The organism is Dactylosporangium sp. CA-092794 (genome assembly GCF_050948465.1).
In the GTDB taxonomy this organism is placed as follows: domain Bacteria; phylum Actinomycetota; class Actinomycetes; order Mycobacteriales; family Micromonosporaceae; genus Dactylosporangium.
This window is the reverse complement of the sequence record NZ_CP192044.1, coordinates 9,645,568-9,659,170: the sequence shown is the minus strand read 5'-3', so window position 1 is coordinate 9,659,170 and position 13,603 is coordinate 9,645,568. Positions and strand designations below refer to the sequence as shown.

15 protein-coding genes are annotated in these 13,603 nt (G+C 72.4%); 7 read left to right on the top strand and 8 right to left on the bottom strand.

Features of this window, described 5'->3' with window-relative positions; translation table 11 throughout:
• Positions 1-84 precede the first annotated feature (84 nt).
• Positions 85-279 carry a 2-hydroxymuconate tautomerase gene (locus tag ACQPXD_RS41315; RefSeq protein WP_432827995.1) on the top strand — a complete coding sequence of 65 codons (195 nt, stop codon included), beginning with the start codon at positions 85-87 and terminating at the stop codon, positions 277-279.
• Positions 280-304: 25 nt separating this feature from the next.
• Here ACQPXD_RS41315 and ACQPXD_RS41310 read toward each other — a convergent pair whose 3' ends face one another.
• Positions 305-1,156, bottom strand: coding sequence for an alpha/beta fold hydrolase (locus ACQPXD_RS41310; protein WP_432827993.1), 852 nt, complete (start codon positions 1,154-1,156; stop codon positions 305-307).
• Positions 1,157-1,890: 734 nt separating this feature from the next.
• Here ACQPXD_RS41310 and ACQPXD_RS41305 point away from each other — a divergent pair.
• Positions 1,891-2,040: a hypothetical protein gene (locus tag ACQPXD_RS41305; protein WP_432827991.1), complete on the top strand. Its 150-nt coding sequence runs from the start codon at positions 1,891-1,893 to the stop codon at positions 2,038-2,040.
• Positions 2,041-2,061: 21 nt separating this feature from the next.
• Here the strand turns inward: ACQPXD_RS41305 and ACQPXD_RS41300 are convergent, their stop codons facing one another.
• The 4 genes from ACQPXD_RS41300 to ACQPXD_RS41285 are packed head-to-tail and all read right to left on the bottom strand — an operon-like array spanning position 2,062 to position 5,491.
• A complete protein-coding gene (locus tag ACQPXD_RS41300) occupies positions 2,062-2,775 on the bottom strand; it encodes an ABC transporter permease (protein WP_432827989.1) in 714 nt (237 codons plus the stop codon).
• Positions 2,772-3,686 carry an ABC transporter ATP-binding protein gene (locus ACQPXD_RS41295; RefSeq protein WP_432827987.1) on the bottom strand — a complete coding sequence of 305 codons (915 nt, stop codon included), beginning with the start codon at positions 3,684-3,686 and terminating at the stop codon, positions 2,772-2,774. Before ACQPXD_RS41295 ends, ACQPXD_RS41300 begins: the two co-directional genes overlap by 4 nt.
• 1 nt (position 3,687) lies before the next feature.
• Positions 3,688-4,554, bottom strand: coding sequence for an ABC transporter permease (locus tag ACQPXD_RS41290; protein ID WP_432827985.1), 867 nt, complete (start codon positions 4,552-4,554; stop codon positions 3,688-3,690).
• Complete coding sequence (locus tag ACQPXD_RS41285; protein ID WP_432827983.1) at positions 4,538-5,491, bottom strand: ABC transporter ATP-binding protein; 954 nt, start codon at positions 5,489-5,491, stop codon at positions 4,538-4,540. Before ACQPXD_RS41285 ends, ACQPXD_RS41290 begins: the two co-directional genes overlap by 17 nt.
• 146 nt (positions 5,492-5,637) lie before the next feature.
• Here ACQPXD_RS41285 and ACQPXD_RS41280 point away from each other — a divergent pair, with 146 nt between their 5' ends.
• A complete protein-coding gene (locus ACQPXD_RS41280; protein WP_432827981.1) occupies positions 5,638-6,168 on the top strand; it encodes a DUF6886 family protein in 531 nt (176 codons plus the stop codon).
• A gap of 72 nt (positions 6,169-6,240) precedes the next feature.
• On the opposite strand, the gene ACQPXD_RS41275 is transcribed toward ACQPXD_RS41280, so the two are convergent.
• Both ACQPXD_RS41275 and ACQPXD_RS41270 read right to left on the bottom strand, forming a co-directional pair.
• Positions 6,241-7,422 carry a hypothetical protein gene (locus ACQPXD_RS41275; RefSeq protein ID WP_432827979.1) on the bottom strand — a complete coding sequence of 394 codons (1,182 nt, stop codon included), beginning with the start codon at positions 7,420-7,422 and terminating at the stop codon, positions 6,241-6,243.
• Positions 7,419-7,943 carry a SigE family RNA polymerase sigma factor gene (locus ACQPXD_RS41270; protein WP_432827977.1) on the bottom strand — a complete coding sequence of 175 codons (525 nt, stop codon included), beginning with the start codon at positions 7,941-7,943 and terminating at the stop codon, positions 7,419-7,421. Before ACQPXD_RS41270 ends, ACQPXD_RS41275 begins: the two co-directional genes overlap by 4 nt.
• Before the next feature lie 488 nt (positions 7,944-8,431).
• Here ACQPXD_RS41270 and ACQPXD_RS41265 point away from each other — a divergent pair, with 488 nt between their 5' ends.
• From ACQPXD_RS41265 to ACQPXD_RS41250, 4 genes are all read left to right on the top strand, one after another.
• Positions 8,432-9,316, top strand: a complete 885-nt coding sequence (locus ACQPXD_RS41265; protein ID WP_432827975.1) for an aminoglycoside phosphotransferase family protein — start codon at positions 8,432-8,434, stop codon at positions 9,314-9,316.
• A 110-nt stretch (positions 9,317-9,426) separates the two neighbouring features.
• Complete coding sequence (locus ACQPXD_RS41260; protein ID WP_432827974.1) at positions 9,427-9,831, top strand: YciI family protein; 405 nt, start codon at positions 9,427-9,429, stop codon at positions 9,829-9,831.
• Positions 9,832-9,839: 8 nt separating this feature from the next.
• On the top strand, positions 9,840-10,985 hold the full coding sequence (locus ACQPXD_RS41255) for an RNA polymerase sigma factor (RefSeq protein WP_432844146.1): 1,146 nt from the start codon (positions 9,840-9,842) through the stop codon (positions 10,983-10,985).
• 84 nt (positions 10,986-11,069) lie between these two features.
• On the top strand, positions 11,070-11,873 hold the full coding sequence (locus ACQPXD_RS41250; protein ID WP_432827972.1) for a hypothetical protein: 804 nt from the start codon (positions 11,070-11,072) through the stop codon (positions 11,871-11,873).
• A gap of 582 nt (positions 11,874-12,455) precedes the next feature.
• On the opposite strand, the gene ACQPXD_RS41245 is transcribed toward ACQPXD_RS41250, so the two are convergent.
• The gene (locus ACQPXD_RS41245) at positions 12,456-13,427 is read right to left on the bottom strand and encodes a hypothetical protein (protein WP_432827970.1); all 972 of its coding nucleotides are present in this window, start codon (positions 13,425-13,427) and stop codon (positions 12,456-12,458) included.
• Positions 13,428-13,603: the final 176 nt, after the last annotated feature.

Sequence of the window (13,603 nt, the reverse complement as noted above, 5' to 3'; positions counted from 1 at the left end):
CACTATGCCATACGTTGCTCTCGGATTCCAAGAGCCCGTTTCGTATTGGGAGATGATCTCCCCGGCCGGAAGCAGGAGCACAAGATGCCGCTGGTCCAGATCAGCCTTCGTCAGGGGCGGAGCCCCGAGCAGCTCACCGCCCTGGTGCGCTCGGTCACCCGGGCGGTGCACGAGGCGGTCGAGGCTCCGCTGCCGACGATCAGGGTGATCGTCACCGAGGTTCCCGCCCCGCTGTGGGCCGTGGGCGGCCGCACGCTCGCCGAGCGCGACGGAGCCTGACGCCGCCCGCCTGGCGGTGCACCGCTCAGCGGGTCGTGTGGCCGTCGATCCACCGCGCGACCCGCGCCGCGATCTCGCCCGTCCCGCGCTCGATCGGGGCCATGTGCCCGAAGCCGGGCAGGCCCCAGTCCGGCCCCAGTACCACGTGATCGATCTTCAGGAACTCCGCGAGCGCCTCCGTCGACGGGCGCGTGGCCACGACGTCGGTGTCGGCCGCGAGCAGCAGCGTGGGCACGCTCCGCACCGCGTCGGGGTGCTCCAGGACCAGGTCGTCACCGGTCCGCGCGCCCAGTGCGTTGTAGACGCGCGGGCTCAGCGGCACCAGCGAGCCGAAGTAGCCGGCGAAGTCGTCGGCGGGGAACCGCTCGCTCGCGGCGAACATGAAGCGGGCCATCTCCTCGGAGACGAAGATGGGCTGCGACTCGTCGGCGGCCGGAACGTCGAAGGGGACGTTGCCGACGACACCGGGCATCGCGGCGACGATGCCCCGGACCAGCTCCGCCCGGCGGTCCGCGACCTTCAGCGCCACCGCGCCGCCGATGCTGTGCCCGATCAGGAAGCTCGGGCCGACCTCGACGAGGAGCTGCTCGACGGCGTCGACGATGGCCGCGGCGCCGGTCGAGGCGAAGTCGGGCCCGTAGCCGGAGCGCCCCACGCCCGGCCAGTCGACGACGTACGCTTCCCAGCCGAGCCCCGCGAAGTAGGGCGCCCAGCCCTGCTCGCCGCCGGGCGGCTGGGTCCAGCAGACGCCGGTGTGGCCGCCGCCGTGGACGAAGACGATCCGGCCCGGCGAAGCCCCGGACGATCCCCACTGCTCCACATACATTCCGGGGCCGGCCGCAGTGACGTAGAACTGACGAATCCGCTCGGTACCCATGCCGTCTCAGCTCCTCGGTTGACCCCCGTTGCCAAATTCGTTCGTATGCGGACGATAGGCAGGCCACGGTCCCTGGTCAACCGGCATATTTACCCTAGAATCCGCCTAGGGTGATGTACTCCGGGTACGAACTTTTGGGCGGGACCCGCCGGCCGGGCGCAGTAGGAGCGACTTGACCTCGGTGGCGGGCACGCGGTCGAGTTCGGCCGCGGCGGCGCCCGCGCGCGGGTCGTCGGGGCCGAAGCGCCGCAGGTCGTCGTCGAGGCGCCGGCGCCATCGCCGCCACCATCGCTGACGTGTCGGAGGCGACCCGCCGCACCGCCTCCACGGTGGACGACACCCGCGACGCCGCCGGCGAACTGGAGGGCAGGTCGACCCGCCTGCAGACCCTCGTGTCCCGCTCCCGCTACTGACCCGCCGACCGGCTCGGCCCGGCCCGGGCGGAGCAGGACCAGGGGCGGATGTATGTCTCCGTGATCATGATGTCCGCGGCGGCCGCACACCGGGTTTGCCTCGATCCAGGAGACTTCCGGTACACGGGGGTACATCAGCACTCCACGATCATGAAAAACCCTTGGTGCCGAGGCCGGGTGCAGCATGATCGCGGAGACTTCCGGTCGCTGTGCCGTGCTCCGCGGTATGCAGCGCCCGGCGTGCGGGAACCGCGTCGCGGATCGTGCCCGCCCCGGGGCGTTGGCACACGCAGGCCGGGCACCGCTTGGTCGACGGCGGGCATGGCGGCGGTGCTCGACGCGCCGCTGGTCGCCGCGCGGGTACCCGGCGCCGAGGTCCGCATCGGCGAGGACGCGGGCCACACGCCGTCGCCGGACGACTGGGCGGCGATGCTGGCCTGGGTGACGCGGCGAAGCCCCGGACCGGTGTGAGGTCCGGGGCTTCGGGGACGGTCAGCCGGTCTCGCCGGCGACCGAGAGGGTGCGCAGGCGCTGCACGGCGTAGGCCGTGGAGAGCACGACGAACACGCCGGCCATGACGCAGGACAGTGGTACCGCCACGTTGCCGTGCAGCAGGTCTGTCGGGGCCAGCGCGTCGACGATCGCCTGCACGTACTGCTGCACCGACAGCTTCTGCGTGCCGCTCAGGATGTTGCCCAGCACGCCCTCCCACAGGACCACGTAGGCCAGGCCGACCAGGACCGGGCGGCGGGTCAGCACGCTCATCATGAGGAACAGCGAGCAGTACGCCAGCGACCCGATCACCGCGCCGACGACCAGGGCGAAGGCCAGGGCGGGCTGGCCAGCGATGAGGCCGACGACGAAGAGCGGGATGCCGGCGAACAGGGCGGTCACGCCGGTGGCGACGAACAGCTTGGTGAAGATGATCTCCGAGCGCGGGATCGGCTTGGACAGGATGTGGGTGATGGTGCCGTCGTCGATCTCCGAGCCCAGCACGCCCGTGCCGATGATGAGCGCGATCACCGGCAGTACCGCGGTGAAGCCCAGACCGCCGATGACGGCCTCGCCCCACTCGGCCGGCTCGGCGCCGACGCCGCGGGCGAGCAGGGCCAGGCCGATCAGCAGCAGCGGCATGGGCACGAGCAGCCAGATCCGGCGGCGGCCGAGCAGGCCGCGGGTGGTGATCATCGCGATCGTGGCGTTCATCGGGCACCCACCAGGTAGGAGAAGACGCTTTCCAGGGACTCGTCGGCCGGCAGCAGCCGGCGCACCCGCACGCCCTCCTTGAGCGCGACGCGCGGCAGCGCGCGGGTGAACGTGCCGTAGTCGGAGGCGCGCACCTGCAGGCCGGTCGCGTCGATGTCGACGCCGGCCACCGACTCCTGGGCCATCAGGGCGACCGCCAGGCGGCGGTCGTCGCTGGAGCGGATGGTGAAGACGTGCGGGCGGTTGGTCATCAGCCGGCGGATGGTGCGGAACTCCCCGGACGCGGCGAGCCGGCCGGCCACCATCACCTGCACGGTGCCGGAGACCTGCTCGACCTCCTCCAGGATGTGCGAGGAGAACAGCACCGTGCGGCCGTCGTCGCCCATCTTGTGCAGCAGGTCCATCATGTGGAAGCGCTGCCGCGGGTCCATGCCGTTGAACGGCTCGTCGAGCAGCAGCACGCTCGGCTCGTGGACCAGGGCGGCGGCGACCCGGATGCGCTGGCGCATGCCTTTGCTGTACGTCTCGATCCGCCGGTCCTGCGCGGGCTCCATCTCCACGAGGGCGAGCGCCCGGCGGGCCGCCTCCTCGGGGTTGGTGAGCCGGAACAGCTTGGCGCTGGCGACCACGAACTCCATGCCGGTGAGGAACCCGTGCACGCTCTCGCGCTCCGAGACCAGGCCGAGGGTGCGGTACACGTCGGGGTTGCGCCAGGCCGGGGCGCCGTCGACGGTGAGCGTGCCGCGCGACGGGGCGAGGAACCCGGACATCATGTGCAGCAGGGTGGTCTTGCCGGCCCCGTTCGGGCCGAGCAGGCCGGTCACGCCCGGCCCGAGCGTCATGGTGACGTCGTTGACCGCCACCACGTTGCCGTACCACCGCGAAACGTGCTGCAGATCGACGGTGCTCATCTCAGGCGGCCACCTTCCGGTAACGCTGCAGCAGGAGCGCCACGGCCCCGCCGAGCAGGATCAGTGCGGCGGCGCCGTACACCGGGCCGTAGTCGCCCAGGGGCAGCCCGTTGTTGTTCTCCACGCCGAACGCCCACTGCTCCAGGGCCAGCAGCAGGAACATCGGGTTGACCAGGAACGCCAGGTTCTTCACCGTGTCGTTGCCGAGCACGCTGAGGATGCCCACGATCGGCGAGGTGATCAGGAAGACCCCGACGATGAACGCGGCGGCGAACGCCCGGCGGCTGGTCAGCGAGGCCACCAGCAACGAGATGGCGGCCAGCACCAAGGCCCGGATCAGCGCGCCGGCCAGGCCCGGGGCCAGGTCGCCGAGCTCCAGCCAGGCGCCGTGGAAGCCGTCGGTGCGGGTGAACACGGCGCCGAGGTAGATCAGCAGCTGGGGCACGCCGAGCAGCAGGATGACCGCGGTGACCAGCGCGGCGTACTTCGACAGCGCGTAGTCGGTGCGCGCCAGCGGCCGGGAGAAGTACAGCGGCAGCGTGCGGTCGCGCAGGTCGCGGGAGACCAGCTCGGGCGCGACGATGGCCAGGAAGAGCATCACCGGGTAGCTCAGGCCGGCCTCGTACTGCCGGTAGGTCATCAGGGTCTGCCCGCTGATCGAGCGGAACGCGATCACGACCACGGCGACCAGCAGCACGATCCCGATGATCATCCAGGGGAAGACCTTCGCCTTGGCGCCGCGGCCGATGCCGAAGGCGCTGCGCACGCTGTGCTCGTAGAGGGAGCGGTTGGCGTACCACCGGCCGAGGCGCGGCCCGGAGTACCGCTGATAGCCGATGTCATGAATGACACTAGTCTGCGGCGCCACGGCCGGCCTCCTGAGCGACGGTGACGGGTGAGGTGACGGCCGGCGGCTGGAACAGCTCGGCGACCCGGTGCCGGCGCTGGTCGAGCCGGTGCAGCGGCAGGTCCAGCTCGGCGACCGCGATGAGGATGCGGTCGTAGACGTCCTCGCCGTCCAGCGGCACGCTGAGCGCGAGGCCGTCACGGGTGGCCGGGATGCCCAGCTCCGCCAGGCGCGCGGTGAGCTGCTCGACACCCTCGCTGACCTCGACGGTGAGCACGTCGCGGCTGGTCGTCATGTCCTCGACGGTGGCCGAGCGCAGCAGCCGCCCGCCGTCGATGGCGACGATCGAGTCGCAGATGCGCTCGACCTCGCCGAGCAGGTGGGAGCAGACCACGATGGAGATGCCGAACTCGGTGCCGATGCGGTGCACCAGCTCCAGCATGGCGTCACGGCCGGCCGGGTCGAGGCCGTTGGTCGGCTCGTCCAGCAACAGCAGGTCGGGGTCGTGTGCGAGGGCCTGGGCGAGCTTGACCCGCTGCTTCATGCCGGTCGAGTAGCCGCCGATCTGGCGGTACCGCTCCTCGTAGAGCCCCACGTGGCGCAGCGCCTCGGAGGCGCGCTCGCGGGCGGCGGTGGCCGGCAGGCCGCTCATGCGTGCCAGGTGCGTCACGAACTCCGCGGCGGAGACCTCGGTCGGCAGGCAGTCGTGCTCGGGCATGTAGCCGACCCGCGCGCGCACCTCCTCGGCCCGCGTGGTCGGGTCAAGCCCGAGGACACGCAGCTCACCGGCGGTCGGCTGGAGCAGGCCCAGCATGATCTTGATAAAGGTGGACTTTCCGGCGCCATTGGCCCCGACGAGCCCGATGATCCCCGGCTGCACGGCCAGGGTCAGATCCGACAGGGCGGTGACGCCACCCCCGTAGCGCTTCGTCAGCGCACGCGTCTCGATGAGTGTCACGTCGCCGAGACTACGGAACGTGCACCCCGGCGACTATCCGGGCTGCACCTGAAAGCCGTTCCTTAGGGGTACAACCTGTGATTCTTCTCAGGTTTGGCCCCCAGGGCGGTTCAGTGCTGGGTGAGGCGCTGGCGTATGACGGCTTGATGCGACCGGAACCCGGGCAGGTGCTGCACTTCTCAGAGGACCCGACGATCACCCGGTTCGTGCCGCACGTGGCCGCGACCGCCCGGCAGCCCGAGGCGTACGTCTGGGCCGTCGACCACGACCGCGCGCCCGGCTACTGGTTCCCGCGCCAGTGTCCGCGGGCGATGGCCTGGGTCCGGGACACGACCTCGGCCGCCGACCGCGACCGAATCATCGGGACGGGCTGCGGCGACCGGGTCCATGCCGTCGAGTACGGCTGGCTGACGGCGATGCGCGAGGTACGGCTGTTCGCCTACCGGCTGCCGGCGGACCGTTTCCGCCCGTTCGGCACCCCCGAGCCGCACGCCCACGTCGCCGTCGAGCCCGTCGTGCCGCTCGGCCCGGCGGAGCCGGTGGGCGACCTGTTCGAGTGTCACGCGCGGGCCGGCATCCAGCTGCGCGTGCTGAACAACCTGTGGACGTTCTGGGACGCGGTGGTCGCCAGCACCGTGGGGTTCAGCGGTATCCGCCTGCGCAACGCGGTGCGGTAGCCGGCCCGGCCGCGGAGCACGGCGGCGGCGCTGCGACGCATCCACGACACGCCGTAGCCGGCCGGACATCGATCAGCACCCGTGCCAGAGGACCGGTACCGTCCGGTCGCTCACCACCGGGTCGCCGTTCGGGCCCGAGGTGGCGATGGGGCCCGCCGAGATCTCGACGCCGCCGGCCAGGCCGTGCCCGTCGGCGGTGATGCCGGACAGGGTGACGTTGAACTGCGCCGCGCCCGGGGGCAGGGGGAGCGTGAAGATCCGGCCGCCGTGCCACAGCGCCGGTGCGCCCGTGCCGGTGGTGCCGGCGACCGTTCCGCTCGCGCTGACCCGGTGGCCGCCGACGCCGGGGATCAGCTCGACGGCGCCGGTCCGCAGGTTCCACCGCACCGCCGCCTCCGCCGTCAGGTCGTCCTTGCTGCCGGTCGGGGGCAGCGTCGCGTCGCCGACGGCCCAGTCGCCCGCGGCGGCCGCCGCCGTGGCCGACTCGGCCCCGCGCGGCACCGGCAGCGCGGTCGTCACGCCGTCCGCGGCCCAGCGCAGCGGGTGCGGGTTGGGCAGGTCGAAACCGACCGCCACGCCGTCGTCGGTGAGACCGAGTCCGGACGCTCCCGCGACGGTGGTCACGATGGCGGCGGTACCGCCGGTGCGCCAGCGAACCGCGATCGGCGACCCGTCGGCGCGGACCGCCGTGCCGAGAACGTCGCCGTGGCCGTTCACCGCGTATGCGGCGCCGCCGGTCGCGCCGTCGGGCAGCGGCAGCTGGACGAGCCGGGTGCCGTCGTGGACGACCGGGCGCTGCTGCGCCTCGCCGCCGTGCCGGTCCGGGCCGGTGAAGCCGGCGATCACCCCGGACGCGTTGACCGCCTGGGGCGTGAACGCCTCGCGCAGTACCGCCGGGATCCCATCGGTCCAGAGCACCGCCCGTGGCGCGTCCCGGGCGCCGGTCTTCCCGATCACGTACCGTCCGGACGGGTCGATCCCGCTGGCGACCACGCCACCGGAGGTACCCCCCGGAATCTCCAACTGAACGACGGTGCAGCCGGCTCCGGCCGCCGCGATCGGCGCGGTGACGACGGCGCGCACCACCGCGACCCCGCCGAACGCGGCCAGCACCGTCGCCGCGCCCGCCACGGCGCCCGTCAGCCGGGTCCGGCGCCGGTTGCGGCGGCGCGCCTCGACCAGCACGTCCGCCGCCTGAAGCCGGGACGGGGGTACGTCCTGCCGGGCGTACCGCTGCAAGGTGTCCTCGATCATGATTGCCTCCCTCTGGTGGGAACCGGCGCGGACGAGTGTTCGCCGAGGGCGGCCCGCAGGGCCCGCAGCCCGTGGTGGGTGCGGCTCTTGACGGTGCCCTCGGAGCAGCCGAGCACCCGGGCGACGTCGGCGACCGGCAGATCGCAGAGGTACCGCAAAATCACCGCGATCCGCTGCCGCACCGGCAGCCGGTCCAGTGCCGCGCGGACCACCAGCCGGTCGTCGACCCGGCCGCTGCCGGAATCGACCGCCGAGTCCGGCGGATCGCCGCGCAGCAGCACCCGGGACCAGCTGCGCCGCCGGTAGGCCAGGCAGGCCCGGACCACCATCGTGTGCACGTACGCGTCCAGGCTCGCGACCTCGGTGAGCCGTCCCCAGCGCCGGTACAGCACGGTCAGCGCGTCCTGCACCGCGTCGTCGGCCCGGTCGCCGTCGCCCAGCACGAGGTACGCGGTCCGTCGCAGCGACGGCAACCGGGCCTGCACATACTGGACGTACTCATGCTCCTGCTCGGTGCGCAACAGCCGCCTCCCTCACTGGGCTCCACCGGGGTGATGCGCACAACCCGGGCCCAGGTTCAATGATTTGCCAAGGAGGAAGCGATGACCGCCGACTGACGCCTTGCTTTGCGGTGCGTCACGGAACAGCGGTTGGCGTGCCTTGGGCCGGGAAGTCGCGCAGCGTGCGGGCCTCGGTGGCGAGCAGGGGCACCGGGGCGACGACGTAGAGGACGGCGAGCGCCCACATGGCGGACCGGGAGCGCCACCGTCGTCATCGCGGAGCCGACCGCGCTGGTGGACTGCCCGATCCACAGCAGGCCGAAGCTTCGTGTCCGCAGCAGCCCGCCCACGGGTCTGTGCCGTGGTGCGGGTTCGCGCACGGACGCCGGATGCCACATCATGGACCGGGCGGCCGGTGCCGCAGCCCATCGATCATCCGGGCAGGATCACACGACGGGCCGGCAACGTCGATGGATTTAGCGGCCGGCGTCGAACTGGGAGTGGCCTCGATGGACGAGTTGCGGTTCGGGCAGGACCTGGTGCGGGCGCTGCTGCGGGATCAGCATCCGGATCTCGCGGACCTTGCGCTGCGTGATGTCAGCGGAGGCTGGGACAACCAGCAGTGGCGCCTCGGGGAGGAGCTGGCCGTGCGCCTGCCGCGCACCGAGCGGGCGCCGGCGCTGCTGCGCACGGAGCAGACGTGGCTGCCGGTGCTGGCCGGGCGCCTGCCGCTGCCGACGCCCACCCCGGTGCGCATCGGCCGGCCGTCGCGGCTGTTCGAGCACACCTGGACGGTCGCGCGCTGGGTCGAGGGTGAGCCGGCCGATCGCGCGCCGATCACCCGCATCGCGGCGGCCGAGATCCTCGCGGAGTTCCTCAAGGCGCTGCATCACCGGGCGCCGGCCGACGCCCCGGCCAACCCCGCGCGGGGCGTACCTCTGGCCGGATTGCCGGGGTCCGGCCGCTGGTTCGAGGTCATCGCCGACTACGCGGACGCCGCCGCTGCGCGGGCGGTGTGGGAGCAGGCCGTCGCCGCGCCCGCGTGGCAGGGCGCGCCGCTGTGGCTGCATGGCGATTTGCACCCGGCGAACGTGGTCGTCCATGACGGGGTACTCGCCGGGGTGATCGACTTCGGCGAGCTGTGCGCGGGCGATCCCGCGACCGATCTCTCGGCCGCGTGGATCCTGCTGCCTGCCGGCGCGGCGAGCCGGTTCTTCGACGCCTACGAGCGGGCCGACGAGGCCACCGTCACCCGGGCCCGCGGCTGGGCCGTCCTGCGCGCCCTGGGCCTGATCTGGATCGGGAAGAACGGCCGGCTCGGTCTGCCCGGGGGCAAGCCGACCTGGGAAGCGGCGGGCTACGCCACGCTGGAACGGGTCCTGGCGGCGAGCTGACCCTGCTCATCCGAAAAAATCTGGGCGGTGATGTCGAGAACCCGGGACCGGCTCCGTCCCCGCGGTGAATGTGACCAGAATGGGTCGCACCCGCACCGAGGAGAACCACGATGAAGTACCTGCTGCTCAAGCACTACCGCGGCGCCCCGGCTCCGGTCAACGACGTGCCCATGGACCGGTGGACGCCGGAGGAGATCACGGCGCACGTGCAGTACATGCACGACTTCGCGGCCCGGCTCACGGAGACCGGCGAGTTCGTCGACGGGCAGGCGCTCGCCCCCGAGGGGACGTTCGTCCGGTACGACGGGGAGGGGCGCCCGCCGGTCACCGACGGGCCGTTCGCCGAGACCAAGGATCTCATCGCCGGGTGGATGGTGATCGACGTCGACAGCTACGAGCGCGCCGTCGAGCTGGCCGGGGAGCTGTCGGCCGCTCCCGGTGCGGGCGGGAAGCCGATCCACGAGTGGCTCGAGGTGCGCCCGTTCCTGGCCGCGCCGCCCACCATCACGGAGTGACCGCTGCGATGGACGAGGCCCTGCTGCGGAGCCTCACGCCGAACGTGCTCGGGATCCTCGTCCGCCGCGGAGCTGACTTCGCGGCGGCCGAGGACGCCGTGCAGGACGCGCTGGTCGAGGCGGTCCGCGCCTGGCCGGGCGACCCGCCGCGGGACCCGAAGGGCTGGCTGGTCACCGTGGCCTGGCGCCGGTTCCTCGACGCGACCCGGGCGGACGCCGCCCGGCGCCGGCGGGAGGACCTCGTCAACGAGGAGCCGGCGCCCGGGCCCGCGGCCGAGGTGGACGACACGCTCCGGCTGTACTTCCTGTGCGCCCACCCGTCGCTGACCCCGTCGTCCGCGGTCGCGCTCACGCTGCGCGCGGTCGGCGGGCTGACCACCCGCCAGATCGCCGAGGCGTACCTGGTGCCCGAGGCGACCATGGCGCAGCGCATCAGCCGGGCCAAGCGCACCGTCTCCGGCGCGCGGCTCGACCGGCCCGGCGACGTCGCCACCGTGCTCCGCGTGCTCTACCTGGTGTTCAACGAGGGCTACTCCGGCGACGTCGACCTCGCCGCCGAGGCCATCCGGCTCACCCGGCAGCTCGCGGCCGCGATCGACCACCCGGAGGTGGCCGGGCTGCTCGCCCTCATGCTGCTCCACCACGCCCGGCGTGCCACCCGCACCGCGGCCGACGGCAGCCTCGTACCCCTCGCCGAACAAGACCGCGCCCGCTGGGACACCGATCTGATCGCCGAGGGCGTCGAGATCCTGCAGTCCGCCCTCGCCCGTGACCGGCTGGGCGAGTTCCAGGCCCAGGCCGCCATCGCGGCGCTCCACGCCGACGCGCCCGCCGCCGAGGAGACCGACTGGGTCCAGATCGTCGAGTGGTACGACGAATTGGTACGCCTGACCGACAGCCCGGTCGTCCGGCTCAACCGCGCCGTGGCGGTCGGCGAGGCCGACGGACCCCGCGCCGGGCTGGCCGCGCTCGCGGCGCTGGACGACACGCTGCCCCGCCACACCGCGGTTTCGGCATACCTCCACGAGCGCGACGGCGACCTGGCCACGGCGGCCCGGTTGTACGCCGAGGCCGCCCGGCAGGCCCCCAACCTCGCCGAACGCGACCACCTGACCCGCCAGGCCGCCCGGCTCAACACCCGCCGGTCCCGCTGAGGGGCTACGACAGCGTCGGGCCCCGGGTAGCGCGGCGTGGCTACCCTCGCCGTGGCGGCGCGGGCCGCCAACGGGAGGAATCCGATGAAAACCAGCAGAAGTCTGCTGCTTGCCTTGGTACTGTCCGGAGCGCTCACGGTCACCGCCGCCTGCGGGGACAAAAAGGACAACGGCGGCACCGCCCCGGCGGCCGGCGGATCGGCCAGCGCGGCGGCGTCACCGCAGGCCGACGCGCGCACGGAGCTGATCAACGCGTTCAACAAGCTCAACACCGTCACCCTCGCCTACACGGCGAACACCGAAACGGGGACGGTCGCGACCACCAAGCTGAACGGCTCCAGCGACCCGGTCAAGAAGGCCGCCAGCGGCTCGATGACCATCAGCGCGCAGGGCACGCAGATCACCGCCGACCTCGTCGTCGTGGGCACCGACGTGTACCTGAAGCTCAGCGTGCCGCTCCCTGGCATCGACCCGAAGAAGTGGCTGTACATCGACGGCGCCAAGACGTCGCTGAGCAAGCTGGGCCTGGGCAGCCCGGACGACCCGGCCAACGTCAAAGGCTTGGCCGACGCGATCGCGACGGTCGAGCGGGACGGCCCGGGCGGCTACAAGGGCACGTTCGACATGACCAAGCGCAACCTCCCGGAGGCCAGCACCGCGATGCTCCAGCAGATGGGCGACGCGGCGAAGTCGGTGCCGTTCGAGGCCACGGTCGGCGCCGACGGCTACCTCACCGCGCTGACCGTGAAGATGCCCGCCGCCGGCCAGGTCCCGGCGACGACGTCCACGACGACGTTCAGCGACTTCGGCAAGCCGGTCTCGATCAGCAAGCCGGCGGACGCGGACGTGCAACCCGCCCCGGCGGCGCTGCTGTCCCAGTTCGCCTGATCCGCCGGGATGCCCCGCTACCGCCCCGGCGGTAGCGGGCCTTCCTGCAGGCCACGTCCGCGCCGGCGTGGTGTATGAGGTGACCAGCGCCTGATCGTGATGGTTGATGTCCGGCGGCAGGCGGCCATCGCGCCGACCGCCGATCGGCGCCGCCTGGGCGGCAGTATGTCTCCGTGATCATGATGTGCGCGGTGGCCGCACACCGCGTTTGCCATGATCCCGGAGACTTGTGGTACACGGGTGTACATCAGCACTCCGTGATCATGAAAAACCGTGGTGTCGGCGGCGCGTAGTGCATGATCGCGGAGACTTCTGGTCGCTGTGGCGCGCTCCGCGGCGTGCCGCGCCCGCTATGTGGGAGGTGATCGCGGATCGTGCCCGCCGCGGCGTTGGGACGCGCATGCCGGGCATCGCGGCGGCTGGCGAGCATGGCGGCCGGTTGTGCCGGTTCCCGCGTGGCGCTGGCCGCCGCCGGTGCGGTGGTGTCGACCGGGCGTCGTGCATGATCGCGGAGAGAACGTGCGCCGCCGCCTCGGTTCCGGCGCCCGGCGACGGTGGTCGGCGTGTGGTCGAGGTGCGGCGCTACGGGTTTGGGGTTTCGAGGGACGGGTGGCGGTCGTGGTCGGTGACCGGTGGCAGGGGGAGCAGGCGGTGGGCGGCGTCGTTCTTGCGCGGGCTGCCGAGCGACATGCTGAGCTGCCGCAGGGTCGGGTGTGCGGCCAGGACGGCGACGTCGGCGGGCTGCAGTTGGGGCATGTCGAACAGGGTCAGCCGGGTCAGCGCCGGGGCGCTCAGCAGCGGGCGCAGGTCGGTCACCGACTTCATGCCGAACAGGTCGATGCGGGTCAGGGCGGCGGACTCGGCGAAGGACGGGAGGGTCCTGACCCGGCCCAGCGACTGCAGGTACAGGTGCTCCAGTTCGGGGAGCTCGGTGACCGGGGCCAGATCGTGCAGGCCGCGGATGCGCCACAGTTCCAGGTACTGCAGCGCGCCGATCCGGGGCAGCAGGCGCAGGTTGTTGGTGCCGCCGAGCTTGAGGTCGAGCGCTCGCAGGCGGGTCAGTGGCTGCAGCAGCGACAGGTCGGGCAGCGTGATCGAGCGCAGGGTCAGGCTGGTGAGCGTGTCCAGGGTGGCGATGACGTCGATGTCGCGGGTCTGGCCCTCCAGGTACAGGCGGCGCAGGGCGGTGAACCGGGACAGCGGCGCGAGGGACAACCGCTTGGCGGTCTGGCCGAGGCCCAGGTGCCGCAGGTCGGGCGGGAGGTGGCGCAGGCCGTCGAGGCTGGTCAGGAGGCGGTAGCTGGCATCGGCGCGGAAGGCGCGGACGTTGGGGAAGTGCCGCAGGAAGCCCAGGTCGGTGCCGGTGCCGTCGCCGTAGGCCCGCAGGATGACCGTCGGATAGCGCTCGAGCCACTCCGCCAGCGCGCGGTACTCCGGGTCGGACAACGGGCTTGCGAACTGCACGTAGTGGCAGTCGGGGTCCGGCGGGAGCAGCATCTGGGCGGTCAGTGGCGATGCCACGTCGCGGACGCCCATGCCCATGGGGATGGCCATACCGTCATGGTGCGACACTCTCGGGACGACGGCTGCCGACTTGGCAGGACGGCTTCGCTCTTGGCACCGCGGGCCTGGCAGGGCCAGGGCCAGCGAATGCTGGGCCCCGGCCCGGTGTCTGGCGGGAGCAACGGTCTGTCAGTGACGCGGCCCGAGTCAGAACAGGTTTGTGGCTT

Excerpts from the sequence above, each read along its gene's own strand:
- ACQPXD_RS41265 (WP_432827975.1), top strand. The coding sequence starts at position 8,432 with ATGGACGAGTTGCGGTTCGGGCAGGACCTGGTGCGGGCGCTGCTGCGG.
- ACQPXD_RS41255 (WP_432844146.1), top strand. The coding sequence starts at position 9,840 with ATGGACGAGGCCCTGCTGCGGAGCCTCACGCCGAACGTGCTCGGGATC.
- ACQPXD_RS41275 (WP_432827979.1), bottom strand. The coding sequence starts at position 7,422 with ATGATCGAGGACACCTTGCAGCGGTACGCCCGGCAGGACGTACCCCCG.
- ACQPXD_RS41315 (WP_432827995.1), top strand. The coding sequence starts at position 85 with ATGCCGCTGGTCCAGATCAGCCTTCGTCAGGGGCGGAGCCCCGAGCAG.
- ACQPXD_RS41295 (WP_432827987.1), bottom strand. The coding sequence starts at position 3,686 with ATGAGCACCGTCGATCTGCAGCACGTTTCGCGGTGGTACGGCAACGTG.
- ACQPXD_RS41250 (WP_432827972.1), top strand. The coding sequence starts at position 11,070 with ATGAAAACCAGCAGAAGTCTGCTGCTTGCCTTGGTACTGTCCGGAGCG.
- ACQPXD_RS41300 (WP_432827989.1), bottom strand. The coding sequence starts at position 2,775 with ATGAACGCCACGATCGCGATGATCACCACCCGCGGCCTGCTCGGCCGC.
- ACQPXD_RS41260 (WP_432827974.1), top strand. The coding sequence starts at position 9,427 with ATGAAGTACCTGCTGCTCAAGCACTACCGCGGCGCCCCGGCTCCGGTC.
- ACQPXD_RS41305 (WP_432827991.1), top strand. The coding sequence starts at position 1,891 with ATGGCGGCGGTGCTCGACGCGCCGCTGGTCGCCGCGCGGGTACCCGGC.
- ACQPXD_RS41245 (WP_432827970.1), bottom strand. The coding sequence starts at position 13,427 with ATGGCCATCCCCATGGGCATGGGCGTCCGCGACGTGGCATCGCCACTG.
- ACQPXD_RS41280 (WP_432827981.1), top strand. The coding sequence starts at position 5,638 with ATGCGACCGGAACCCGGGCAGGTGCTGCACTTCTCAGAGGACCCGACG.
- ACQPXD_RS41310 (WP_432827993.1), bottom strand. The coding sequence starts at position 1,156 with ATGGGTACCGAGCGGATTCGTCAGTTCTACGTCACTGCGGCCGGCCCC.